Origin of the sequence: Sphingomonas sp. BT-65 (assembly GCF_026107375.2) — a bacterium.
In the GTDB taxonomy this organism is placed as follows: Bacteria; Pseudomonadota; Alphaproteobacteria; order Sphingomonadales; family Sphingomonadaceae; genus Sphingomonas.
This window is the reverse complement of sequence record NZ_JAPCIA010000001.1, coordinates 1,101,802-1,122,767: the sequence shown is the minus strand read 5'-3', so window position 1 is coordinate 1,122,767 and position 20,966 is coordinate 1,101,802. Positions and strand designations below refer to the sequence as shown.

The 20,966-nt window shown below is 65.5% G+C and carries 25 protein-coding genes; 24 read left to right on the top strand and 1 reads right to left on the bottom strand.

All coding sequences use genetic code 11. The annotated features are described in order from the left end of the window. The first annotated feature begins 10 nt into the window (after window positions 1–10). The 4 genes from OK349_RS05425 to OK349_RS05410 all read left to right on the top strand — a co-directional run bounded on the left by OK349_RS05425 (window position 11) and on the right by OK349_RS05410 (window position 3,219). Window positions 11–1,042: a L,D-transpeptidase family protein gene (locus tag OK349_RS05425; RefSeq protein ID WP_372340536.1), complete on the top strand. Its 1,032-nt coding sequence runs from the start codon at window positions 11–13 to the stop codon at window positions 1,040–1,042. Then, window positions 1,039–1,638, top strand: coding sequence for a M23 family metallopeptidase (locus tag OK349_RS05420; protein ID WP_265116800.1), 600 nt, complete (start codon window positions 1,039–1,041; stop codon window positions 1,636–1,638). Before OK349_RS05425 ends, OK349_RS05420 begins: the two co-directional genes overlap by 4 nt. A 41-nt stretch (window positions 1,639–1,679) precedes the next feature. Then, window positions 1,680–2,243 (top strand): elongation factor P, encoded by a 564-nt coding sequence (efp, locus tag OK349_RS05415; protein WP_265116799.1) that lies wholly within the window; start codon window positions 1,680–1,682, stop codon window positions 2,241–2,243. 160 nt (window positions 2,244–2,403) lie between these two features. Then, a complete protein-coding gene (locus OK349_RS05410; protein ID WP_265116798.1) occupies window positions 2,404–3,219 on the top strand; it encodes an inositol monophosphatase family protein in 816 nt (271 codons plus the stop codon). A gap of 20 nt (window positions 3,220–3,239) precedes the next feature. On the opposite strand, the gene OK349_RS05405 is transcribed toward OK349_RS05410, so the two are convergent. Further along, window positions 3,240–3,470, bottom strand: coding sequence for a YbjN domain-containing protein (locus tag OK349_RS05405; RefSeq protein ID WP_265116797.1), 231 nt, complete (start codon window positions 3,468–3,470; stop codon window positions 3,240–3,242). A 400-nt stretch (window positions 3,471–3,870) separates the two neighbouring features. On the opposite strand from OK349_RS05405, the gene ndhC reads away from it, so the two are divergent. From ndhC to nuoN, 20 genes are all read left to right on the top strand, one after another. Continuing rightward, window positions 3,871–4,245 carry an NADH-quinone oxidoreductase subunit A gene (gene ndhC / locus OK349_RS05400; RefSeq protein WP_265116796.1) on the top strand — a complete coding sequence of 125 codons (375 nt, stop codon included), beginning with the start codon at window positions 3,871–3,873 and terminating at the stop codon, window positions 4,243–4,245. A 47-nt stretch (window positions 4,246–4,292) separates the two neighbouring features. Beyond that, window positions 4,293–4,814: a NuoB/complex I 20 kDa subunit family protein gene (locus OK349_RS05395; RefSeq protein WP_265118541.1), complete on the top strand. Its 522-nt coding sequence runs from the start codon at window positions 4,293–4,295 to the stop codon at window positions 4,812–4,814. Then, the gene (locus OK349_RS05390) at window positions 4,811–5,719 is read left to right on the top strand and encodes an NADH-quinone oxidoreductase subunit C (RefSeq protein WP_265116795.1); all 909 of its coding nucleotides are present in this window, start codon (window positions 4,811–4,813) and stop codon (window positions 5,717–5,719) included. The genes OK349_RS05395 and OK349_RS05390 overlap by 4 nt, the downstream gene beginning before the upstream one ends. Beyond that, window positions 5,719–6,954, top strand: a complete 1,236-nt coding sequence (locus tag OK349_RS05385; RefSeq protein WP_265116794.1) for an NADH-quinone oxidoreductase subunit D — start codon at window positions 5,719–5,721, stop codon at window positions 6,952–6,954. Before OK349_RS05390 ends, OK349_RS05385 begins: the two co-directional genes overlap by 1 nt. Continuing rightward, window positions 6,951–7,271: a hypothetical protein gene (locus tag OK349_RS05380; protein ID WP_265116793.1), complete on the top strand. Its 321-nt coding sequence runs from the start codon at window positions 6,951–6,953 to the stop codon at window positions 7,269–7,271. Before OK349_RS05385 ends, OK349_RS05380 begins: the two co-directional genes overlap by 4 nt. Continuing rightward, a complete protein-coding gene (locus tag OK349_RS05375; protein ID WP_265116792.1) occupies window positions 7,264–7,608 on the top strand; it encodes a nuclear transport factor 2 family protein in 345 nt (114 codons plus the stop codon). The genes OK349_RS05380 and OK349_RS05375 overlap by 8 nt, the downstream gene beginning before the upstream one ends. Continuing rightward, window positions 7,608–8,282, top strand: a complete 675-nt coding sequence (locus OK349_RS05370) for a complex I 24 kDa subunit family protein (RefSeq protein WP_265116791.1) — start codon at window positions 7,608–7,610, stop codon at window positions 8,280–8,282. Before OK349_RS05375 ends, OK349_RS05370 begins: the two co-directional genes overlap by 1 nt. Further along, complete coding sequence (locus OK349_RS05365) at window positions 8,275–8,457, top strand: hypothetical protein (protein WP_265116790.1); 183 nt, start codon at window positions 8,275–8,277, stop codon at window positions 8,455–8,457. Before OK349_RS05370 ends, OK349_RS05365 begins: the two co-directional genes overlap by 8 nt. Then, a complete protein-coding gene (locus tag OK349_RS05360) occupies window positions 8,454–8,624 on the top strand; it encodes a hypothetical protein (RefSeq protein ID WP_265116789.1) in 171 nt (56 codons plus the stop codon). The genes OK349_RS05365 and OK349_RS05360 overlap by 4 nt, the downstream gene beginning before the upstream one ends. A gap of 144 nt (window positions 8,625–8,768) precedes the next feature. Next, window positions 8,769–10,073 carry an NADH-quinone oxidoreductase subunit NuoF gene (gene nuoF / locus OK349_RS05355; RefSeq protein WP_265118540.1) on the top strand — a complete coding sequence of 435 codons (1,305 nt, stop codon included), beginning with the start codon at window positions 8,769–8,771 and terminating at the stop codon, window positions 10,071–10,073. A 2-nt stretch (window positions 10,074–10,075) separates the two neighbouring features. Next, the gene (locus OK349_RS05350) at window positions 10,076–10,744 is read left to right on the top strand and encodes a hypothetical protein (protein WP_265116788.1); all 669 of its coding nucleotides are present in this window, start codon (window positions 10,076–10,078) and stop codon (window positions 10,742–10,744) included. 1 nt (window position 10,745) lies between these two features. Continuing rightward, window positions 10,746–12,752 (top strand): NADH-quinone oxidoreductase subunit NuoG, encoded by a 2,007-nt coding sequence (gene nuoG / locus OK349_RS05345; protein WP_265116787.1) that lies wholly within the window; start codon window positions 10,746–10,748, stop codon window positions 12,750–12,752. 161 nt (window positions 12,753–12,913) lie between these two features. Continuing rightward, on the top strand, window positions 12,914–13,963 hold the full coding sequence (nuoH, locus tag OK349_RS05340; RefSeq protein WP_265116786.1) for an NADH-quinone oxidoreductase subunit NuoH: 1,050 nt from the start codon (window positions 12,914–12,916) through the stop codon (window positions 13,961–13,963). Continuing rightward, a complete protein-coding gene (locus OK349_RS05335; RefSeq protein ID WP_265116785.1) occupies window positions 13,960–14,436 on the top strand; it encodes a hypothetical protein in 477 nt (158 codons plus the stop codon). The genes nuoH and OK349_RS05335 overlap by 4 nt, the downstream gene beginning before the upstream one ends. Beyond that, complete coding sequence (gene nuoI / locus OK349_RS05330; protein WP_265116784.1) at window positions 14,433–14,918, top strand: NADH-quinone oxidoreductase subunit NuoI; 486 nt, start codon at window positions 14,433–14,435, stop codon at window positions 14,916–14,918. The genes OK349_RS05335 and nuoI overlap by 4 nt, the downstream gene beginning before the upstream one ends. A gap of 30 nt (window positions 14,919–14,948) precedes the next feature. Further along, entirely contained in the window at window positions 14,949–15,575 is a 627-nt protein-coding gene (locus OK349_RS05325; protein WP_265116783.1) for an NADH-quinone oxidoreductase subunit J, read from the top strand. Further along, the gene (gene nuoK / locus OK349_RS05320; RefSeq protein WP_265116782.1) at window positions 15,572–15,877 is read left to right on the top strand and encodes an NADH-quinone oxidoreductase subunit NuoK; all 306 of its coding nucleotides are present in this window, start codon (window positions 15,572–15,574) and stop codon (window positions 15,875–15,877) included. Before OK349_RS05325 ends, nuoK begins: the two co-directional genes overlap by 4 nt. After that, window positions 15,877–17,949, top strand: a complete 2,073-nt coding sequence (nuoL, locus tag OK349_RS05315) for an NADH-quinone oxidoreductase subunit L (RefSeq protein WP_265116781.1) — start codon at window positions 15,877–15,879, stop codon at window positions 17,947–17,949. The genes nuoK and nuoL overlap by 1 nt, the downstream gene beginning before the upstream one ends. Beyond that, entirely contained in the window at window positions 17,946–19,505 is a 1,560-nt protein-coding gene (locus OK349_RS05310; protein ID WP_265116780.1) for an NADH-quinone oxidoreductase subunit M, read from the top strand. The genes nuoL and OK349_RS05310 overlap by 4 nt, the downstream gene beginning before the upstream one ends. Further along, a complete protein-coding gene (gene nuoN, locus OK349_RS05305) occupies window positions 19,505–20,959 on the top strand; it encodes an NADH-quinone oxidoreductase subunit NuoN (RefSeq protein WP_265116779.1) in 1,455 nt (484 codons plus the stop codon). Before OK349_RS05310 ends, nuoN begins: the two co-directional genes overlap by 1 nt. The last annotated feature ends 7 nt before the right edge of the window (window positions 20,960–20,966 follow it).

Sequence of the window (20,966 nt, the reverse complement as noted above, 5' to 3'; positions counted from 1 at the left end):
GAGAGGTTGCGTGCGAAGCGTGATTGCGGGGATCGTCGGGACGGTGGCGCTGGCCGGAACGGCGGCGCTTGGGCAACAGGCAAGCCAACCGAAAAAGACCGCGACCGCGACCGCGCAGCGCCCAGTGCTCAGCCAGGATATCCTGCATGTGCAGGTCATCCTCGACCATCTCGGCTTCCCGCCCGGCGTTCTCGATGGGCGCGAGGGCCAGTCGCTCACCGCCGCGCTCAAGGGTTTCCAGATCTCGCGCCAGCTTCCGGTGACAGGCAAGGCCGACCAGCTAACGCTCCAGGCGCTGCATCAGCACCGCGCGATCCGGCCGACGCGTTTCATCCGGCTCACCCCCGAAATGCTCGCCGGCCCCTATGTGCGGCCGTTCCCCAAGGACCCGCAGGCGCAGGCCAAGCTCAAGACGATGGGCTATCGCTCGGCGCTGGAGAAGCTCGCGGAGATGTTCCACACCACGCCCGAGGTGCTGATCGAGCTCAACAGCCCCGACACCCATCTCGCGCCCGGTGTGCCGGTGCAGTTCCCCAACGCCATCCCCGCCTCGCGCAACTATCCGGCGGATCTGAAGCCCGAATGGCGCAAGACGCTGGATGACCTCAACGTCAACGCCGTCCAGCCCAAGGCAGGGCGCATCGTCGTCGACAAGTCCGACAAGGTGCTGCGCGTGTTCGGCAGGGACGGCAAGCTCGCCGCGCAGTTCAACGTCACCACGGGCAGCACCAAAGATCCGCTGCCGATCGGCAGCTGGAAGGTCCGCGGCATCGCGACCAATCCGGATTTCCACTATAATCCCAAGCTTTTCTGGGATGTTTCCGACAAGAAGCCTGAAGCGTTGCTGCCGCCCGGCCCTAACAGTCCGGTGGGCGTGGTGTGGATCGATCTCAGCAAGGAGCATTACGGCATCCACGGCACGCCCGAGCCCCATCTGATCGGCCGCAGCGAAAGCCATGGCTGCATCCGCCTGGCCAACTGGGACGCGGCGCGGCTGGCGCTGATGGTCGAGCCGGGGACGCCCGCGGTGTTCCAGGAATGAGCGTGCTGCGGATCGTCGGCTGGACCGTGTTCGCCTGTGCTGCGGGCGTGATCCTGTTCCTCGCTGCGACGATCCGCGTCATCGAGCCGCAGCCCGAAGCGCCGCCTGCACAGAGTGCTGAGCCGCCTCCCGTCGTGGAAGCCGGACCCGCACCCGCCTTCCTCGTGCCGGTGCAGGGCGTCGACGTCGCGACGCTGCACAGCAATTGGGGCGAGGCGCGCGGCGGCATGCGCGGGCACCAGGGTCTCGACATCATGGCGCCTGCCGGCACGCCGGTGGTCGCCGCGGCCGACGGCATGGTGGAGAAGCTCTATTTCTCCAAGGGCGGCGGGGGCGTGACGCTCTACCAGCGCGCCGCGGGCGGGCGCTGGATGCTCTACTATGCCCATCTGCGCGGCTATGCGCCGGGCATGGCCGAGGGACGGCAGGTCCGCGCGGGCGAGACGCTCGCCTATGTCGGCGACACCGGCAATGCCGGGCCGGGCAATTATCACCTCCATTTCGCGGTCGCGACGATGGCGCCGGGCGAGCGCTGGTGGCAGGGAACGCCGGTGGACCCTTATCCGCTGCTTGCGGGAGCGCCGTCTCCCCGCTAAGGCGCGCGCCTGTTCTTTCTCAGCACTATAGGTTCGATCCCATGAAGATCAGCGGCGTGGACATCCGTCCCGGCAACATCATCGAATATGAAGGCGGCATCTGGCGCGCGGTCAAGATCCAGCACACGCAGCCGGGCAAGGGCGGCGCGTACATGCAGGTCGAGATGAAGAACCTGCGCGACGGCCGCAAGAACAACGTCCGCTTCCGCTCGGCCGAGACCGTCGAGCGCATCCGGCTCGACACCAAGGATTTCCAGTTCCTCTATCCCGAGGGCGACATGCTCGTCTTCATGGACAAGGAAACCTATGACCAGACCACGCTGCCGCGCGACCTGCTCGGCGACGCCGCGGCGTTCCTGCAGGACGGCATGGACGTGGTCATGGAGCTCTATGAGGAAGAGGCGATCAGTGTCCAGCTGCCCGACACGATCGAGGCGACGATCGTCGAGGCCGATGCCGTGGTGAAGGGCCAGACCGCCTCGTCGAGCTACAAGCCCGCGATCCTCGACAATGGCGTGCGCATCATGGTCCCGCCGCACATCGCTTCGGGCACGCGCATCGTCGTTGACGTGTACGAGCAGACCTACGTACGGCGCGCTGACTGATTGAACTCCCCTCCCTGCAAGGGAGGGGTCGGGGGTGGGTGGCGAGTGCAGCTCGCCTTTCCGCCCTCACCCGTATAGAGCGCCGCCGGAGGCATCGAGCCTTTGCCGTCGCTGACCCACCCCTAGCCCCTCCCTTGCCAGGGAGGGGGAGAAAGTTGCCATGGTTTCCCACTCCGGCCTCATCACCGTCATCGAGCGCGCCGCGCGCAAGGCGGGGCCGCGGCTGCGACGCGACTTCAACGAGGTCCAGCACCTCCAGGTGAGCCGCAAGGGGCCGGCCGATTTCGTGTCGATGGCCGACAAGCGCGCCGAGGAGACCCTGGTCGAGGAATTGCGCAAGGCGCGGCCCGACTGGGGCTTCCTGCTCGAAGAGGGCGGGGTGATCGAGGGCGACCCCGACAAGCCGCGCTGGATCATCGATCCGCTCGACGGCACCAGCAACTTCCTCCACGGCATCCCGCATTTCTGCATGTCGATCGCGGTCGAGGACCCCCGCGGCGCGCAGGGCAAGCCCGAGATCACGCATGGCTATATCTACCAGCCGATCACCGACGAGAGCTTCTGGGCCGAGAAGGGCCGCGGCGCCTGGCTGCAGGACCAGCGGCTGCGCGTCTCGGCGCGCAAGGACATGGCCGACGCGCTGATCGCGACCGGCATCCCGTTCCTCGGCCATGGCAATTTCGCCGAGTGGAGCCGCATCTTCGGCGCGGTCGCGCCCGAGGTCGCCGGCATCCGCCGCTTCGGCTCGGCCGCGCTCGATCTCGCCTGGGTTGCGGCGGGCCGTTTCGACGGCTTCTGGGAGAGCAAGCTCAACGCCTGGGACATCGCCGCGGGCATCCTGATCGTCAGGGAAGCGGGCGGCTTCGTCACCGACTTTCGCGGGCAGGACAATGCGCTGGCCAAGGGCGAGGTGCTCGCCGCCAACGACCAGCTCCATTCCAAGCTGCACAAGCTGCTGGCGAATTCGCTGCGCTGACGCCTGACCGGGTGCTTGGGCTAGTCGGCGAACACTCGTGTCCGAAATTCGCCGAGCAACTTTGACCAGATATCCAGACTGTCGGCAAACAGCGCGCGCTCCATGCCGCCCGGAGCCATGTTGATGTCCATCTCGATGACCGGATCCCCCTCCTTGTCGATATAGGCACGGCCCCAGCGCTTGTCGCGATTCCACTCGTTCATCTTGGCGGCGTCCATCTTCGTCTTGCTGAAACCGGCGTAGAATTGCACGGACTGACGCCTTGCCCTTCGTGCAATCGTTGAAGAAGATGCTGAAATTGACTCCGCCCGCACCACTGCGGATCAGGGGGGCGTCGTCCCCCTTTGCGGGGACCAGTTCCGCGCGATACCCCTCGCTGCGCAGCAGCTCGGCGACCAGTTCCGGGTCGCTAGAGGTCATGATCTGCGCCCCGGCCGGCATCGTGCCGGCGATCGTCGCGGCGATTAGCGTCGCGAGTTTGAACTTCCCCATGAGCGCCCCAGTCCGGATTCGAACAAAGGGCGACCATAGTGCCCGGCACGCGCTTTGCCACCCCTCCAGTTGCGAGTGATTCTCAAGGGTTTCCGCCCTTGATGCCCCCCACCCATCGGCCTAAAGCGACCCCGAGATTCCGCAACCGCGAGAGCTGTCTTGGTCGACCTGTCAGAATATCTGCCGATCCTGCTGTTTCTGGGGGTCGCGCTGGTGCTGTCGAGCGCCTTCGTGTTCCTGCCGATGATCGCCGCGCGCTTCACCGGCACGCACCAGCCATACCCTGAGAAGCTCACCGAATATGAGTGCGGCTTCCCGGCGTTCGAGGATTCGCGCAGCCAGTTCGACGTGCGCTTCTACCTGGTGGCGATCCTCTTCATCATCTTCGACCTCGAAGCGGCGTTCCTCTACCCTTGGGCGGTCACCGTGTTCGAGCTCGGCTGGGCGGCGTGGATCTCGATGATGATCTTCATCGCCGAACTCGCGCTGGGCCTCGCCTATGCGTGGAAAGTCGGGGCGCTGGATTGGGAATGAGCGACGTGAACCAGACTTCTTCGATCCTGAACGCCCAAGGGCAACCGATGGCCGGACAGCCGATGGTGGCGCCCGACCAGACGTTCTTCAACGACCTCAACGGCGAGCTCGGCGACAAGGGCTTCCTTGTCACCTCGACCGAGGACCTGTTCCAGTGGGCGCGCACCGGATCGCTGTGGTGGATGACCTTCGGCCTCGCCTGCTGCGCGGTCGAGATGATCCACGTCAACATGCCGCGCTACGACATGGAGCGCTTCGGCGCCGCCCCGCGCGCTTCGCCGCGGCAGTCGGACGTGATGATCGTCGCGGGCACTTTGTGCAACAAGATGGCCCCGGCGCTGCGCCGCGTCTACGACCAGATGTCGGAGCCCAAATACGTCATCTCGATGGGCAGCTGCGCCAATGGCGGCGGCTATTACCACTATAGCTACAGCGTCGTGCGCGGCTGCGACCGCATCGTCCCGGTCGACATCTACGTCCCGGGCTGCCCGCCGACCGCCGAGGCGCTGCTCTACGGCGTGATGCAGCTCCAGCGGAAGATCCGCCGTTCGGGCACGGTGACGCGGTGAGGGCTCCCGCTCCGAAATATGCCGCCAATGACGGCGTGATCGCGGCTGCCCAGGCCGCGCTCGGCGACATGCTGGTCGAGGCGACCGATCTGGTTGGCGAGGTCAACCTGACCGTGAAGCGCGAGTCCCTGGTCGAGGCGATGATCGCGCTGCGCGACGGCGCGATGCTGCAGTACCAGGCGCTGATGGAGATCGCCGGGGTCGACTATCCTGCGCGGCCCGAGCGGTTCGACGTCTGCTACATGCTGCTGAGCTACACCCGCAACCACCGCATCCGCGTGCGCGTGACCACTGACGAGGTGAAGCCGGTGCCGACCGTCACCGGCATCTGGCCGGTCGCCGGCTGGCTCGAGCGCGAAGTCTACGACATGTACGGCGTGCTGTTCGAGGGTAACTCGGACCTGCGCCGCATCCTCACCGATTACGGCTTCCGCGGCCATCCGCAGCGCAAGGACTTCCCGCTCTCGGGCTATGTCGAGCTGCGCTATTCGGAAGAGGCCAAGCGCGTGGTGTACGAGCCGGTCCAGCTCGCGCAGGATTTCCGCAACTTCGACTTCATGAGCCCGTGGGAGGGCGCGCAGTACGTGCTACCGGGCGACGAGAAGGCGCCTCCGCCGCCCACTGCCGCCGCGCCCGCACCGCCGCCTCCCAAACCCGTCGCCGCGGTGCCCGAGGCGAAGGGTGCGCCCTCGCCGGTCACCGCCGATCAGGTGGTCAAGGCCGACGCTGCCGCCAAGCCGGTCAGGGCGCGCGTGCGCAAGCCCAAGACCAGCGACAGCCCCGCCGACACGGGCGCCGGCAAGGCCTCGCCCGAGGCCGGTGCCAAGCCCGCCGACCCCGATGTCGTGAAGAAGCCCCGCAAGCCCGCCAAGCCGCGCGCGAAGAAGGGGGAGGGTGAAGCATAATGGCCGAGTATCTCGACGAAATCGCCGGCCGCACCAGCGACAGCGACCCCACCGTCGGCGACACGGAGATCGCCAACTACACGATCAACTTCGGCCCGCAGCATCCGGCGGCGCACGGCGTGCTGCGCCTCGTCACCGAGCTCGACGGCGAGATCATCGAGCGCATCGATCCGCATGTCGGCCTGCTCCACCGCGGCACCGAGAAGCTGATCGAGTACAAGACCTATACCCAGGCGCTCCCCTATATGGACCGCCTCGACTATTGTTCGCCGCTGGCGATGGAGCACAGCTTCGTGCTCGCGGTCGAGAAGCTGCTCGACCTCGAAGTGCCGGTCCGCGCCCAGTATCTGCGCGTGTTCTTCGCTGAGCTGACGCGCATCTGCAATCACATGCTGAATCTCGGTTCGCACGTGATGGACGTCGGCGCGATGACGCCGAACCTGTGGATGTTCGAGATCCGCGAGGACTGTCTCAACTTCTTCGAGCGCATGTCCGGCGCGCGCATGCACCACAATTACCTGCGCCCCGGCGGCGTCCATCAGGATGTGCCGCTCAAGCTGCTCACCGACATCGCCGACTGGCTCGACACGCGCCTGCCGCGGCTGTTCGGCGATGCGATCAGCCTGGTCGCGGAGAACCGCATCTTCAAGCAGCGCAACGTCGACATCGCGATCGTCAATCGCGACGACGCGATCAAATGGGGCTTCTCCGGCCCGATGATCCGCGCCGCGGGCATCCCGTGGGACCTGCGCAAGTCGCAGCCTTATGACGTCTATGATCGCATGGATTTCGAGATCCCGGTCGGCACGCGCGGCGACTGCTACGACCGCTTCATGGTCCGCGTCGAGGAAGTCTATCAGTCCGCGCGCATCATGAAGCAGTGCCTCAACGAGATGCCCGGCGGGCCGATCGCCTCGCTCGACCGCAAGGTGGTGCCGCCCAAGCGCGCCGAGATGAAGAGCTCGATGGAAGCGCTGATCCACCACTTCAAGCTCTATACCGAGGGCTTCCACGTCCCCGCGGGCGAAGTCTATGTCGCGACCGAAAGCCCCAAGGGCGAGTTCGGCATCTACATGGTCAGCGACGGTTCCAATAAGCCGTACCGCTGCAAGATCCGCCCGACCGCGTTCAGCCACCTCCAGGCGATGGACTTCATGTCGCGCGGCCACATGCTGGCGGATATCACCGCCATTTTGGGCGCGATGGACATCGTGTTCGGGGAGTGCGACCGGTGATCGCGGTTCTGGGCCTCGCATTCGTCGTGGCTTTTGCGGCCGCGCAGGGGGCAGCGATCTTCGTGACGGCGTTCCTCGCCCTTCGTGTGCTGGGGATTGCGCATCGCGCCGTACGACTACCTGCAATGTTGATCTCCTATGCGGGATGGGTGGGTGCGACGGTCGTCGGCTATGCCGCTTTGGGCGGCGAGGGCGGCCTGATGGACGGCTTCGGCATGCTGCTGATGCTTTGCTTCACGGCGCTGATCAGCACCTCTGTCTATTCGGCGATCTGGACGGTTTCGCCCTTGTTCAATCGCGAGATCGTCAATGACTGAAGCTCCCACTCGCATCGCCACCGCGCATGAGATGATCGCGCGCTACAATGCGCAGGACGCCGACGCCTATGTCGAGCTGATGACCGACGATGCCTGCGAGGCGGGCTATCGCGGCGCGGTGCTGCGCGAGGGCAGGGAAGGCGTCCGTTCGGGCCTCGCGGCCATGTTCGCCCAGTTCCCGCAGAACCGCGCCGACATCCTCGCCAGCTACGAGCTGGGTGAGACGGTGCTGCTCCACGAAACGGTCTCGCGCGCGCCCGATGGCGAGCGGTTCGAGGTCATGTCCATCTACACCTTCAGCGGCGACAAGGTGAGCCGCGTGGAGTTCATCCGCTAATGGCCGACGCAAACGCAATCGAAGATACGCCGGAGCTCCGCGCACGCTGGGGCGGGTTCGCCTGGACGGCCGAGAACGCTGCCAAGGCCGCGACCATCCGCGCGCGCTATCCCGCCGGGCGGCAGCAGAGCTGCACCATCCCCTATCTCGACCTCGCCCAGCGTCAGGTCGGGGCTGAGACGGACACCCAGGGCTGGCTGCCGATCCCGGTGATCGAGTTCGTCGCAAAGGAACTGGACCTTGCAGTGATCCGCGTGCTCGAGGTCGCGACCTTCTACACGATGTTCAACCTGCACCCGGTGGGCAAATACCATGTGCAGGTGTGCGGCACGACGCCGTGCTGGCTGCGCGGGTCGGACGACGTGTTCTCGGCCTGCAAGAACCGCGGCATGGCCAAGGGCAAGACCACGCCCGACGGCCTGTTCACGCTGACCGAGGTCGAGTGCATGGGCAATTGCTCGTCGGCGCCGATGGTCCAGATCAACGACGACAATTACGAAGACCTCGACTACGACCGCACGGTCGCGATCCTCGATGCGCTGGCCAGCGGGCAGCAGCCCAAGACCGGCACGCAGGAGCCGGGCCGCCACACCGTCGAGCCGCTCGGCGGGCCGACTACGCTCAAGCAGATGGTTGATGCCAACCACGATTACCGGGGGAATGGTGATGCCTGAACCCGTCAAGAAGAGCCTGCCGGTCATCGGCATCATCTTCCTGTTGCTGGCACTCTTCAAGTTCCTGCAGGGGGACAATTGGGTCGTCTGGCTGATTCTTGCCGTCCTGTTTGGCGCCCTTCGCCTCCTTCCATCGAGCAAGTCTGGCGCCTCTGGTCCGGAGCACAAGGCATGAACAAGAACACGCTCATCACGATCCTCGCGATCATCGGCGGCATCGTCGTTCTCGGCTGGGTGCTCAAGCTCGCCGTCAAGCTGTTCGTGCCGCTGCTGCTGATCGGCATCGGCGTGGCCGTGTACCTCGCGGTCAAGGACAACAAGCGCATCGGGGGGCCGCGATGATCTCTCTTGCTTCTCCTTCCTTCCGTCATGCTGAACTTGTTTCAGCATCCATCGTGCAACAGGCGGCTCAGTCGCCTGCGGAGAAATGGACCCTGAAACAAGTTCAGGGTGACGGTGAATATGGCTTTAGCATCGGAGGCGGGCGTGCTCGCTGACAAGGATCGCATCTTCACCAACCTCTACGGCTACCAGCCGTGGACCCTCGACGCTGCCATCAAGCGCGGGGATTGGGACAATACCAAGAAGCTGCTCGAGATCGGCCAGGACGCGATCATCGAGCAGGTCAAGGCCTCGGGCCTGCGCGGCCGCGGCGGCGCGGGCTTCCCGACCGGCATGAAGTGGTCGTTCATGCCCAAGAACCCGACCCCCGAGCGTCCGAGCTTCCTGGTGATCAACGCCGACGAGTCCGAACCCGGCTCGTGCAAGGACCGCGAGATCATCCGCCACGATCCGCACAAGCTGCTCGAAGGCGCGCTGGTCGCGGGCTTCGCGATGCGCGCGCGCGCGGCCTATATCTACATCCGCGGCGAATATATCCGCGAAGCCGAGACGCTGTTCGCGGCGATCGAGGAGGCCTACGCCAAGGGCCTGCTCGGCAAGAATGCCTGCGGCTCGGGCTATGATTTCGACGTGTTCTGCCATCGCGGCGCGGGCGCCTACATCTGCGGCGAAGAGACCGCGATGATCGAGAGCCTGGAGGGCAAGAAGGGCCAGCCGCGGCTCAAGCCCCCGTTCCCGGCGGGCGCCGGCCTCTATGGCTGCCCGACCACGGTCAACAATGTCGAGAGCATCGCGGTCGTCCCCACGATCCTGCGCCGCTCGCCCGAATGGTTCGCGAGCTTCGGCGCGGAGAACAACCGCGGCACCAAGCTTTTCCAGATCAGCGGCCATGTCGAGAAGCCGTGCGTGGTCGAGGAAGCGATGAGCATCCCGTTCCGCGAGCTGATCGAGAAGCATTGCGGCGGCATCCGCGGCGGCTGGGACAATCTCCTCGCGGTGATCCCCGGCGGCTCCTCGGTGCCTTTGGTGCCGGCCGAGCAGATCATGGACTGCCCGATGGATTTCGACGGGCTCAAGGCGCTCGGTTCGGGCCTCGGCACCGCGGCGGTGATCGTGATGGACAAGTCCACCGACATCGTGAAGGCGATCAGCCGCATCTCCTACTTCTACAAGCATGAGAGCTGCGGCCAGTGCACCCCGTGCCGTGAAGGAACCGGCTGGATGTGGCGCGTGATGGAGCGGCTGCGCACCGGCGACGCCGACATCAGCGAGATCGACACGCTCTACAACGTCACCAAGCAGGTCGAGGGTCACACCATCTGCGCGCTCGGCGACGCGGCGGCCTGGCCGATCCAAGGCCTGATCAAGCATTTCCGTCCGGAGATCGAGCGCCGGATCACGGAGAAGCAGGGTGGCGGGCTCGGCACGATGCAGGAGGCGGCGGAATGATATTGAGTGCGCTTCTTCTGATGCTGGCTGTTCAGCAGGACCAGCAGCCGCCCTTGTCCAATGCCGACCCGAACCCGGGTCCCCGCAACGACCGGATTGAGGATCTCGACCAGCGCATGGCCCCGGCGCGCTCGACGCCCGAGGCGCTGCAGACCATTCAGCGCTTCGGCGCGTGCATCGCGGACGCCAGCACCGCCAAGGCGAAGGTCACGCTCGCCGGCGATTTCCGTACCCCGGCCTATCGCCGCGCGATCGACCAGCTGGTCGACGCCAACCGCCTCTGCCCGCAGTCGCGCGGCTGGTACCGCATGCGCGCGAGCCGGCTGCTGCTCGCCGGCGCGATCGCTGAGCGGCTGATCGAACGCGACGGGCGTCCGGTCAATGCCGAGCTCGCCAAGGCCGCAGCGAAGCCTGCTGCCTCGACCTATTCGCCGACCGACAGCGCTGCGATGTGCGTGGTGCGCTCGGTTCCCGACGACGTCGCCAAGCTGTTCGCCAGCGATGTCGCCAGCGATGGCGAGAAGGCGGCCGCGGGCGCGGTCCAGCCGGTGATGGCGCGCTGCCTCAACAACCCGCAGGTCCAGATTTCGACCGACGGCCTGCGCGCGATGCTGGCGACCGCCGCATTCCGCAGCATCAACGCAACGGCCGCAGTGGCCTCGAGAAACTGATATGCCCAAAGTAACCGTTGACGGGATCGAAGTCGAAGTCCCGCAGGGCGCCACCGTCCTGCAGGCGTGCGAGGCGGCGGGGAAGGAAATTCCCCGCTTCTGCTATCACGAACGGCTGTCGATCGCCGGCAACTGCCGCATGTGCCTGGTCGAGGTGAAGCCGGGGCCGCCCAAGCCGCAGGCGTCGTGCGCGCTGCCCGCCGCAGACAATCAGGAGATCCGCACCGACAGCGCGATGGTCAAGGCCGCGCGCGAGGGCGTGATGGAGTTCCTGCTGATCAACCACCCGCTCGACTGCCCGATCTGCGACCAGGGCGGCGAGTGCGACCTTCAGGACCAGTCGATCGCCTATGGGCGCGGGCACAGCCGCTACACCGAGAACAAGCGCGCGGTGACCGAGAAGTACATGGGTCCCATCGTCAAGACGGTGATGACCCGCTGCATCCAGTGCACCCGCTGCGTGCGCTTCGCCGAGGAAGTCGCCGGGGTCGAGGAAATCGGCGCGATCTATCGCGGCGAGAATATGCAGATCACCTCCTACCTCGAAAAGGCGGTCACGTCCGAGCTGTCGGGCAACGTCGTCGATCTCTGCCCGGTCGGCGCGCTGACTTCCAAGCCCTATGCGTTCGAGGCACGGCCGTGGGAGCTCAAGAAGACGCTCGCGATCGACGTAATGGACGCGGTCGGCACCAACATCCGCATCGACAGCCGCGGCCGCGGCGTGCTGCGCGCGCTGCCGCGGATCAACGAGGACGTGAACGAGGAATGGGCGCACGACAAGACGCGCCACCATGTCGACGGCCTCAGCTTCCGCCGCCTCGACAAGCCCTATGTCCGCCGCGACGGCAAGCTGGTCGAAGCGAGCTGGGACGAAGCGTTCGACGCGATCGCAGTCGCCGCCAAGGGGGCGGGGGACAAGGTCGCCGCGATCCATGGCGACCTGCTCGATTGCGAGACGATCTTCGCCGCCAAGGCGCTGGTCAAGTCGTTCGGCTCGGACCTGCTCGAAGGGCGCCAGACCGGCATGGCCTATGACGCGACCAGCATGGCGGCGGTCAACTTCAACACCACCATCGCGGGGGTCGAGGAGGCCGACATCGTCCTGCTCGTCGGCACCAATCTGCGCTGGGAAGCGCCGCTGGTGAACACGCGCGTGCGCAAGGCGATCAAGAAGGGCGCCAAGGTCTTCGCGATCGGCCCAGAGGTGGACCTGACCTACAAGGTCGAGTGGCTCGGCAACGATCTGTCGCTGCTCGGCAAGCTGCCCAAGGCCGCGGCCGACGCGTTCAAGGACGCACAGCGCCCGCTGGTCATCGTCGGCGGCGCCGCGCTCAAGAACGGGCACGGCGCGGCGCTGGCGCTGGCCAAGCAGCTCAACCTGGTGCGTGAGGGCTGGAACGGCTTCAACGTGCTGCACATGGCGGCGAGCCGCATGGGCGGCCTGATGCTCGGCTTCGCGATGAAGGGCGGCATCGCCGACATCGTCGCGGCGAGCCCCAAGCTGACCTTCTTCCTCGGCGCCGACGAGGTCGATTTCGCCAAGTTCGCCAACAGCTTCAACGTCTATATCGGCCATCATGGCGACAAGGGCGCGCATGCCGCGGACGTGATCCTGCCCGGCGCGACCTATGCCGAGAAGGCGGGCACCTATGTCAACCTCGAGGGCCGCGTGCAGCGCGGCGACAAGGCCGTGTTCGCGCCGGGCGACGCGCGCGAGGACTGGACGATCCTGCGCGCGCTGTCGGAGAAGCTCGGCAAGACGTTGCCGTTCGACAGCTTCGAGCAGCTCCGCGCGCAGATGTTCGCTGACACCCCGGCGCTGGCGCAGGAAGGCCTCGCGTCGTTCGACTGGAATCCCCCGGCGCTCGACGCCAAGGCCGAGGGCGAGGTCGCCTATCCGATCGCCGACTTCTACCTCACCAACGCCATCTGCCGCGCCTCGCCGACGATGCAGCGTTGCTCGGCCGAACTGATTCACGGCCAGGATTTCGCGGAGGCGGCGGAGTGATCGGCTATGTGGGACGAAATCGTAGCTGGCCTGACTACAGGCCTTGCACCGGATCGAAATTCGCCGCGGTGGTACAGCTGGGGATGCCTGTTCGTGATCCTGACAACGTCGGTCCTGGTGGCGATCTGGGTGATAGCCGGTTGAGTGGAGCGCATAGGTAAATGACCGCCTTCTTCCAGAACATCGTCGGCCTGCCCTTCGAATGGGCGTGGTTCGTTGCGACGATCGCGGGCATCCTGCTGATCGCGCTGCCGCTGATGCTGGCGGTGGCGATGATCATCTATGCCGACCGCAAGATCTGGGCGGCGATGGCGCTGCGCCGCGGTCCCAATGTGGTCGGCCCGCTCGGTCTGCTCCAGTCCTTCGCGGACGGCCTCAAGGTCTTCCTGCAGGAAACCATCATCCCGTCGAGCGCCAACAAGGGCCTGTTCCTGCTGGCGCCGATAATCACGTTTACGGTAGCATTGATCGTGTGGGCGGTGGTGCCGTTCCAGGCGGGCGTGGTGCTGTCGAACATCAATGTCGGCCTGCTCTACATCCTCGCCGCCTCGTCGCTCGGCGTCTACGGCATCATCCTCGCGGGCTGGGCGTCGAACTCCAAATACCCCTTCTACTCGGCGATCCGCGCCGCGGCGCAGATGGTGAGCTACGAAGTCTCGATCGGCTTCGTGCTGATCGCGGTGGTGCTGTGGGCGGGGACGTTCAACCTCTCGGGCATCGTCGAGGGGCAGAAGGGCCATATCCTCGGCATCGTCAACGGCTATGGCTTCAACCCGCTGCTGTTCCCGATGGCGGTGGTGTTCCTGATCTCCTCGCTCGCCGAGACCCAGCGCGCGCCGTTCGACCTGACCGAGGCGGAGAGCGAGCTCGTCGCGGGCTATCAGACCGAATATTCGTCGATGGCCTTCGCGCTCTACTGGCTCGGCGAGTACGCCAACGTCATCCTGATGTGCACGCTCAACGCGACCCTGTTCTGGGGCGGCTATCTCCCGCCGCTGGACCTGCCGTTCCTGTACTGGGTGCCGGGCATCATCTGGCTGTTCGCCAAGATCCTGTTCTTCTTCTTCGTGTTCAGCTGGGTGAAGGCCACGGTCCCGCGCTACCGCTACGACCAGCTGATGCGGCTGGGCTGGAAGATATTCCTGCCGCTGTCGCTGATCTTCGTGTTCCTGATCTCGGGCTGGCTGATGGTTCAGCGGGTGGGGCTGTGAGCGCCTTGCTTGCATCCGTCGCGCTTGCCTCCGCCGCGTTCTCGGCGACCTACGATTGCGTGCTGGAAGCCCCGAAAGCGCTCAATCAGGATGGCGCGCAAGTCTCGCTGAATGCGATTCAGTTTCCGGGTGTGGCCGAAGGGGCTTGGAAGTTTCGTATCAATGTGACGCGGAACGAGAAGGGGGTGAACGGTGACATAATCTGGCCGGGCAACCCGATACAGATCGCTGGGAAGTTTCCGGGCTTACCGACGGCGGATGGTTCGATCGCGTTGACGGCGTACTCGATGGGACCGTGCACGTTCACGGAATCGGGATGTATGTCGGTGGTAAGCCTGGTCGATTTCGGAGACGGCACTGCGAAAGTGATCGTCATGCCGACCGCGCTGGCTACCGACAGCGAAAAGAAAACCCGCGAACCATTCGTCGTTGTGATCGAAGGCAAGTGCACCCGAATTGGAAGTCCGAAATGAGCGTCGCCCAACTCGTCCGTTCGTTCACCCTGTGGGAGTTCGTGAAGGCGCATGCCCTCACGCTCAGGTATTTCTTCAAGCCCAAGGCGACGATCAACTACCCCTACGAGAAGAACCCGCTCTCGCCCCGCTTCCGCGGCGAGCATGCGCTGCGCCGCTATCCGAACGGCGAGGAGCGCTGCATCGCATGCAAGCTGTGCGAGGCGATCTGCCCGGCGCTGGCGATCACGATCGAGGCCGAGCCGCGCGAGGACGGCAGCCGCCGCACCACGCGCTACGACATCGACATGACCAAGTGCATCTATTGCGGCCTGTGCGCCGAGGCGTGCCCGGTCGATGCCATCGTCGAGGGGCCGAATTTCGAGTTCGCGACCGAAACCCGCGAGGAGCTGATCTACCACAAGGACAAGCTGCTCGCGAACGGCGACCGTTGGGAGCGCGCGATCGCCGCGAACCTTGCCGCCGATGCACCGTACCGGTAAGCGCGCGGCACCAAAGGGGCACATGATTCCGTGATCCAAGCAATCGCCTTCTACCTGTTCGCCGCGGTGGTGATCCTCTCCGCCGCGATGACGATCACCGCGCGCAACCCGGTGCATTCGGTGCTGTGGCTGATCCTGGCGTTCTTCAACGCCGCGGGGCTGATGGTCATCGCCGGGGCCGAGTTCATCGCGATGCTGCTGGTCATCGTCTATGTCGGCGCGGTCGCGGTGCTGTTCCTGTTCGTCGTGATGATGCTCGACATCGACTTCGCCGAGCTGCGCGCCGGGTTCGTGCGCTACGCGATGTTCGGTCTCGCGCTCGCGATCGTGCTGCTCGCCGAAGTGGTGATCGGCGTTGGCGCGTGGAGTGCGGGTGGCGTCGATCTCGCCAACCGCATCGCGCCCACCGACGCGGACACCGCGCTCGGCCAGGTGCCCAACATCAAGGCGATGGGGCTGCTGCTCTACAGCCGCTATCTCTATGTGTTCGAGGCCGCCGGCTTCGTCCTGCTCGTCGCGATGATCGGTGCGATCGTCCTCACGCATCGCAAGCGCGGCGGGGTGATGCAGCAGAACGTGTCGCGCCAGGTCAACCGGCGCCAGAAGGACGCGACCCGCAACGTCAATCAGCCCGTGGGGCAGGGGGTGGAGCTGTGATCGGCCTGACTCATTATCTCGTCGTCAGCGCGATCCTGTTCACCATGGGCGTGCTCGGCATCTTCCTCAATCGCAAGAACCTGATCGTCATCCTGATGGCGATCGAGCTGATCCTGCTGTCGGTGAACTTGAACCTCGTGGCGTTCAGCGCCGCGCTGGGCGACCTGGTCGGCCAGATCTTCGCGATGTTCGTGCTGACCGTCGCTGCGGGTGAGGCCGCGATCGGGCTCGCCATCCTCGTCATCTACTTCCGCGGCCGCGGCACGATCTCGGTCGACGACGTCAATCGGATGAAGGGCTGATGTCTTCGATCCATTTCATCGTGTTCCTGCCGCTGCTCGCGGCAGCCGTCGCCGGCTTCAGCAACCGCGCGTTCGGCACGGTCTTCCCGAAGATCGTGACCACCGGCGCACTGTTCGTCTCGGCGGCGCTCAGCTGGCCGATCTTCCTCGCCTATATGGCCGGCACTGCCGAGCCGCATGTCGCGCAGGTCTTCACCTGGATGCGCTCGGGCGACCTCGATGTCAGCTGGGGCCTGCGCGTCGATAGCCTGACGGCGGTGATGCTGGTGGTGGTGACGAGCGTGTCGAGCCTCGTCCACCTCTACAGCTGGGGATACATGGACGAAGACCCGGACCAGCCGCGCTTCTTCGCCTATCTCTCGCTGTTCACCTTCGCGATGCTGATGCTGGTGACCGCGGACAACCTGCTCCAGATGTTCTTCGGCTGGGAAGGCGTGGGTCTCGCCAGCTACCTGCTGATCGGCTTCTGGTTCAAGAAACCCAGCGCCAACGCCGCCGCGATCAAGGCGTTCGTGGTCAACCGCGTCGGCGATTTGGGCTTCATGCTCGGCATCTTCGGTGTGTTCCTGGTGTTCGGTACCATTTCGATCCCCGAAATCCTGAAGGCCGCGCCGGACATGGCCGGATCGACGATCGGCTTCCTCGGCTATCGCGTCGACACGCTGACGATCCTCTGCCTGCTGCTGTTCATCGGCGCGATGGGCAAGTCGGCGCAGCTTGGCCTGCACACCTGGTTGCCCGACGCGATGGAGGGCCCGACCCCGGTGTCGGCGCTGATCCATGCCGCGACGATGGTCACCGCCGGCGTGTTCATGGTGTGCCGCCTGTCGCCCTTGTTCGAGCAGGCGCCGATCGCGCTCGGCTTCGTCACCTTCATCGGTGCCGCGACCTGCCTGTTCGCCGCGACCGTCGGCACGACGCAGACCGACATCAAGCGGGTGATCGCCTATTCGACCTGTTCGCAGCTCGGCTATATGTTCTTCGCCGCGGGCGTCGGCATGTACGGCGCGGCGATGTTCCATCTGTTCACCCACGCCTTCTTCAAGGCGCTGCTGTTCCTGGGTGCCGGCTCGGTCATCCACGCGATGCACCACGAGCAGGACATGCGCTATTATGGTGGCCTGCGTAAGCACATCCCGATCACCTTCTGGACGATGATGGCGGGCACGCTCGCGATCACCGGCGTCGGCATCTACTGGCTGCATGCTGGCTTTGCCGGCTTCCACTCGAAGGACGCGATCCTCGAGGCGGCCTATGCCTCGGGCGGCGGCGGGATCGCGGCGTTCTGGACCGGCGTGTTCGCCGCCTTGCTCACCAGCTTCTACAGCTGGCGCCTGATGTTCCTGACCTTCTGGGGCAAGCCGCGCTGGACTCAGTCGGAGCATATCCAGCACGCGCTGCACCATCCGCACGAGCATGACGAGCCGAGCCATGAGGACGGCCATGGCGATCACGCTCCGACCCATGCGCACGCCGACCACGGCGACGGCAAGACCGCTGATGGAACTGGCGGCTACCACCCGCACGAGAGCCCGCTCTCGATGATGATCCCGCTGCTGCTGCTCGCGGTCGGCGCGGTGTTCGCGGGCTTCGCGTTCAACCATTATTTCATCCAGCCCGAGAGCGGCGCGATCTTCTGGAAGGGTGCCGTCGCATTCGACGAGCATCTCGCGCACGCGATGCACGAGGTGCCGTTATGGGTGAAGCTCTCGGCGACGATCGTGATGCTGCTCGGCCTCGCGACCGCCTGGGTGGCCTATATCTGGAAGCCGGATATCCCGGCGCGGTTCACCGGCACCTTCCGCCTGCTGTACCGCTTCCTGCTCAACAAATGGTATTTCGACGAGCTCTACGAAATGCTCTTCGTCAAGCCCGCTTTCTGGTTCGGCCGCCTCTTCTGGAAGAAGGGCGACGAGGGCACGATCGACCGCTTCGGCCCCAACGGCTCGGCCGCGGTGGTCAAGCTCGGCAGCGTGCTGACCGGCAAGCTCCAGTCGGGATATGTCTATAGCTATGCGTTCGTCATGCTGATCGGCCTGACCGCAGCCGTTACCTGGGTGATCGCGCGATGAGCGGCATTCTCTCCCTCATGCTCATCGTGCCGCTCGCCGCGGCGCTGGTCTGCCTGTTCGTCAATGCGAACCAGGCGCGCTGGATCGCGCTCGGCGCGACGCTAGTCGACCTTGCGCTCGGCGGCGTGCTGTGGGCCAATTTCGAGATCGGCGGGCCGCAATGGCAGTTCGTCGAGAGCGTGCCGCTGTTCGGCCGCTTCGCCTGGGCGCTCGGCATCGACGGCTTCGCGCTGCTGCTGATCCTGCTCTCGGTGTTCCTGATGCCGATCTGTATCGGCGCCAGCTGGGAAGCGATCACCGATCGCGTGCAGGAATATATGGCGGCGTTCCTGATCACCGAGGTGCTGATGATCGGCACCTTCGCGGCGCAGGACATCTTCCTGTTCTACGTGTTCTTCGAGGCCGGCCTGATCCCGATGTTCCTGATCATCGGCATCTGGGGCGGGGCGAACCGCATCTACGCGTCGTACAAATTCTTCCTCTACACGCTGCTCGGCTCGGTGCTGATGCTGATCGCGATGATGTACATGACCATCACCGCGGGTACGACCTACATCCCCGACCTGATGGCGTACGACTTCCCGCCGCACGTCCAGACCTGGCTGTGGCTGGCCTTCTTCGCCTCGTTCGCGGTCAAGATGCCGATGTGGCCGGTCCACACCTGGCTGCCCGACGCGCACGTCCAGGCACCGACCGCGGGTTCGGTGATCCTGGCGGGCGTGCTGCTGAAGCTCGGCGGCTACGGCTTCCTGCGCTTCAGCCTGCCGATGTTCCCGGAGGCGTCGGCGCAGCTGATCTGGCTGATCTTCGGCCTGTCGTGCGTCGCGGTGGTGGTCACCAGCCTGATCGCGCTCGTCCAGAATGACATGAAGAAGCTGATCGCCTATTCGTCGGTCGCGCACATGGCGATCGTCACGATCGGCCTGTTCACCTTCAACCGCCAGGGGATCGAAGGCGCGATGATGGTGATGCTGGGCCATGGCCTGGTGTCGGGCGCGCTCTTCCTGTGCGTCGGCATCATCTACGATCGCCTGCACACGCGCGAGATCGACCGCTATGGCGGCCTCGCGATCAACATGCCCAAATACGCCGTGCTGTTCATGCTGTTCACCATGGCCTCGGTCGGTTTGCCGGGCACCAGCAACTTCGTCGGCGAGTTCCTGGCGCTCACGGGTGCCTACAAGGTCTCGACCTGGGTCACGCTGATCGCCACCACCGGCATCATCCTCGGTGCCGCCTACATGCTGTACCTTTATCGCCGTGTGGTGTTCGGCGACCTCGTCAAGGACGACGTCAAGGCGATGCCCGACCTCAACAAGCGCGAGATGGCGCTGCTCGCCCCGATCGCCGCCGCGGTGCTGTGGATGGGCGTCTATCCCGAGAGCTTCCTCGCCCCGATGCGCAACGACGTCGCGACGCTGCTCGCGCGGATCGAGCGCGCCAAGCCGGCAGGCGACAGCCTGCCCACGCCGGGCAACCCGGTCGCGCCCGTGGCCCATGCCGAAGAACATAAATCCGCCGAGCCCAAGACTGCCGAACATGGAGCGGCGCACTGATGGACTACGCCGCACAACTCTCGATGGTTCTGCCCGAGATCGTCCTCTCGGCCGGCGGGCTCGCGCTGCTGATGGTCGCCGCCTGGGGCGGCCAGGCGGTGTCTCGCGCAGTGAGCTGGGTCTCGGTCGTGGTGCTGGTCGGCGCCGGTATCGCACTGCTCGGTCCGGCCTCGGCCGGCGGCACGGCGTTCGACGGCCTCTATCGCGCCGACTTGTTCGCCGCCTTTGCCAAGGTGCTGATCTTCGCCGCCGCCGCGGTTTCGATCATCATCGCCCCGCGCTTCTTCGCGCGCACCAGCGGTGAGGATCTGCGTCCCGAATATCCAGTCCTGATCCTCTTCTCCGCCGCGGGCATGGGGATGATGGTCTCGGCGGCCGACCTGCTCACCCTCTATGTCGGCCTCGAGCTGCAGAGCCTCGCGGCGTACGTCCTCGCCAGCTTCATGCGCCGCGACGTGCGCTCGGCCGAAGCAGGCCTGAAGTACTTCATCCTCGGCTCGCTCGCTTCCGGCATCCTGCTCTACGGCATCAGCCTGGTCTACGGCTTCAGCGGCACCACGATCTTCGCCGACATCGCCACCGCCTATGCGGGCGCGGCCGGCAGCACCAGGATCGGCTTGCTGTTCGGCCTCGTCTTCGTCTTCGCTGGCCTCGCCTTCAAGATGTCGGCGGTTCCGTTCCACATGTGGACGCCCGACGTGTACGAGGGCGCGCCGACCCCGGTGACCACCTTCTTCGCCTCGGCGCCCAAGGTCGCCGCGGTCGCGCTCGCGGTGCGCGTCGCGATCGAGGCGATGGGGCCGGTCACCAGCGACTGGCGCCAGATCGTCGTCTTCGCCGCGCTCGCCTCGATCGTGCTCGGCGCGGTCGCCGCGATCGGGCAGAGCAACATCAAGCGCCTGCTCGCCTATTCGTCGATCAACAATGTCGGCTTCGCGCTGATCGGCCTCGCCGCGGGCACGGCCGAGGGCGTGGCCGGCGTGCTCACCTATATGACGATCTATATCGTCATGACGCTGGGCAGCTTCCTCGTCGTGCTGCAGATGCGCGATACCGAGGGCCAGCCGGTCGAGACGATCGCCAGCCTCTCGGGCCTGTCGCGCACCCGGCCCGCGCTTGCAGCGGCGCTGGCGATGTTCATGTTCAGCCTCGCGGGCATCCCGCCGCTGTTCGGCTTCTGGGCCAAGTTCGCGGTGTTCGAGGCGGCGGTGAAGGCCGGGCTGTTCCCGCTGGCGGCGATCGGCATCGCGGCGTCGGTGATCGGCGCTTACTATTATCTCAAGATCGTCAAGACGATGTACTTCGACGCGCCCGCACCCGAATTCGGGCGTGAGAGCAGCCCGGTCGAGGGCGGCCTGATCGCCGCCGCGGCGCTGTTCGTGTCGCCGCTCGGCTATCTGCTGATCCCGGCGCTCGGCGCCTGGTCGCTCGCCGCCGCACGGACGCTATTCTGACCGGCAA

Excerpts from the sequence above, each read along its gene's own strand:
- OK349_RS05420 (WP_265116800.1), top strand. The coding sequence starts at position 1,039 with ATGAGCGTGCTGCGGATCGTCGGCTGGACCGTGTTCGCCTGTGCTGCG.
- efp (WP_265116799.1), top strand. The coding sequence starts at position 1,680 with ATGAAGATCAGCGGCGTGGACATCCGTCCCGGCAACATCATCGAATAT.
- OK349_RS05410 (WP_265116798.1), top strand. The coding sequence starts at position 2,404 with ATGGTTTCCCACTCCGGCCTCATCACCGTCATCGAGCGCGCCGCGCGC.
- OK349_RS05395 (WP_265118541.1), top strand. The coding sequence starts at position 4,293 with ATGGCCGGACAGCCGATGGTGGCGCCCGACCAGACGTTCTTCAACGAC.
- OK349_RS05385 (WP_265116794.1), top strand. The coding sequence starts at position 5,719 with ATGGCCGAGTATCTCGACGAAATCGCCGGCCGCACCAGCGACAGCGAC.
- OK349_RS05375 (WP_265116792.1), top strand. The coding sequence starts at position 7,264 with ATGACTGAAGCTCCCACTCGCATCGCCACCGCGCATGAGATGATCGCG.
- OK349_RS05370 (WP_265116791.1), top strand. The coding sequence starts at position 7,608 with ATGGCCGACGCAAACGCAATCGAAGATACGCCGGAGCTCCGCGCACGC.
- OK349_RS05365 (WP_265116790.1), top strand. The coding sequence starts at position 8,275 with ATGCCTGAACCCGTCAAGAAGAGCCTGCCGGTCATCGGCATCATCTTC.
- OK349_RS05360 (WP_265116789.1), top strand. The coding sequence starts at position 8,454 with ATGAACAAGAACACGCTCATCACGATCCTCGCGATCATCGGCGGCATC.
- nuoG (WP_265116787.1), top strand. The coding sequence starts at position 10,746 with ATGCCCAAAGTAACCGTTGACGGGATCGAAGTCGAAGTCCCGCAGGGC.
- nuoH (WP_265116786.1), top strand. The coding sequence starts at position 12,914 with ATGACCGCCTTCTTCCAGAACATCGTCGGCCTGCCCTTCGAATGGGCG.
- nuoI (WP_265116784.1), top strand. The coding sequence starts at position 14,433 with ATGAGCGTCGCCCAACTCGTCCGTTCGTTCACCCTGTGGGAGTTCGTG.
- nuoL (WP_265116781.1), top strand. The coding sequence starts at position 15,877 with ATGTCTTCGATCCATTTCATCGTGTTCCTGCCGCTGCTCGCGGCAGCC.
- OK349_RS05310 (WP_265116780.1), top strand. The coding sequence starts at position 17,946 with ATGAGCGGCATTCTCTCCCTCATGCTCATCGTGCCGCTCGCCGCGGCG.
- nuoN (WP_265116779.1), top strand. The coding sequence starts at position 19,505 with ATGGACTACGCCGCACAACTCTCGATGGTTCTGCCCGAGATCGTCCTC.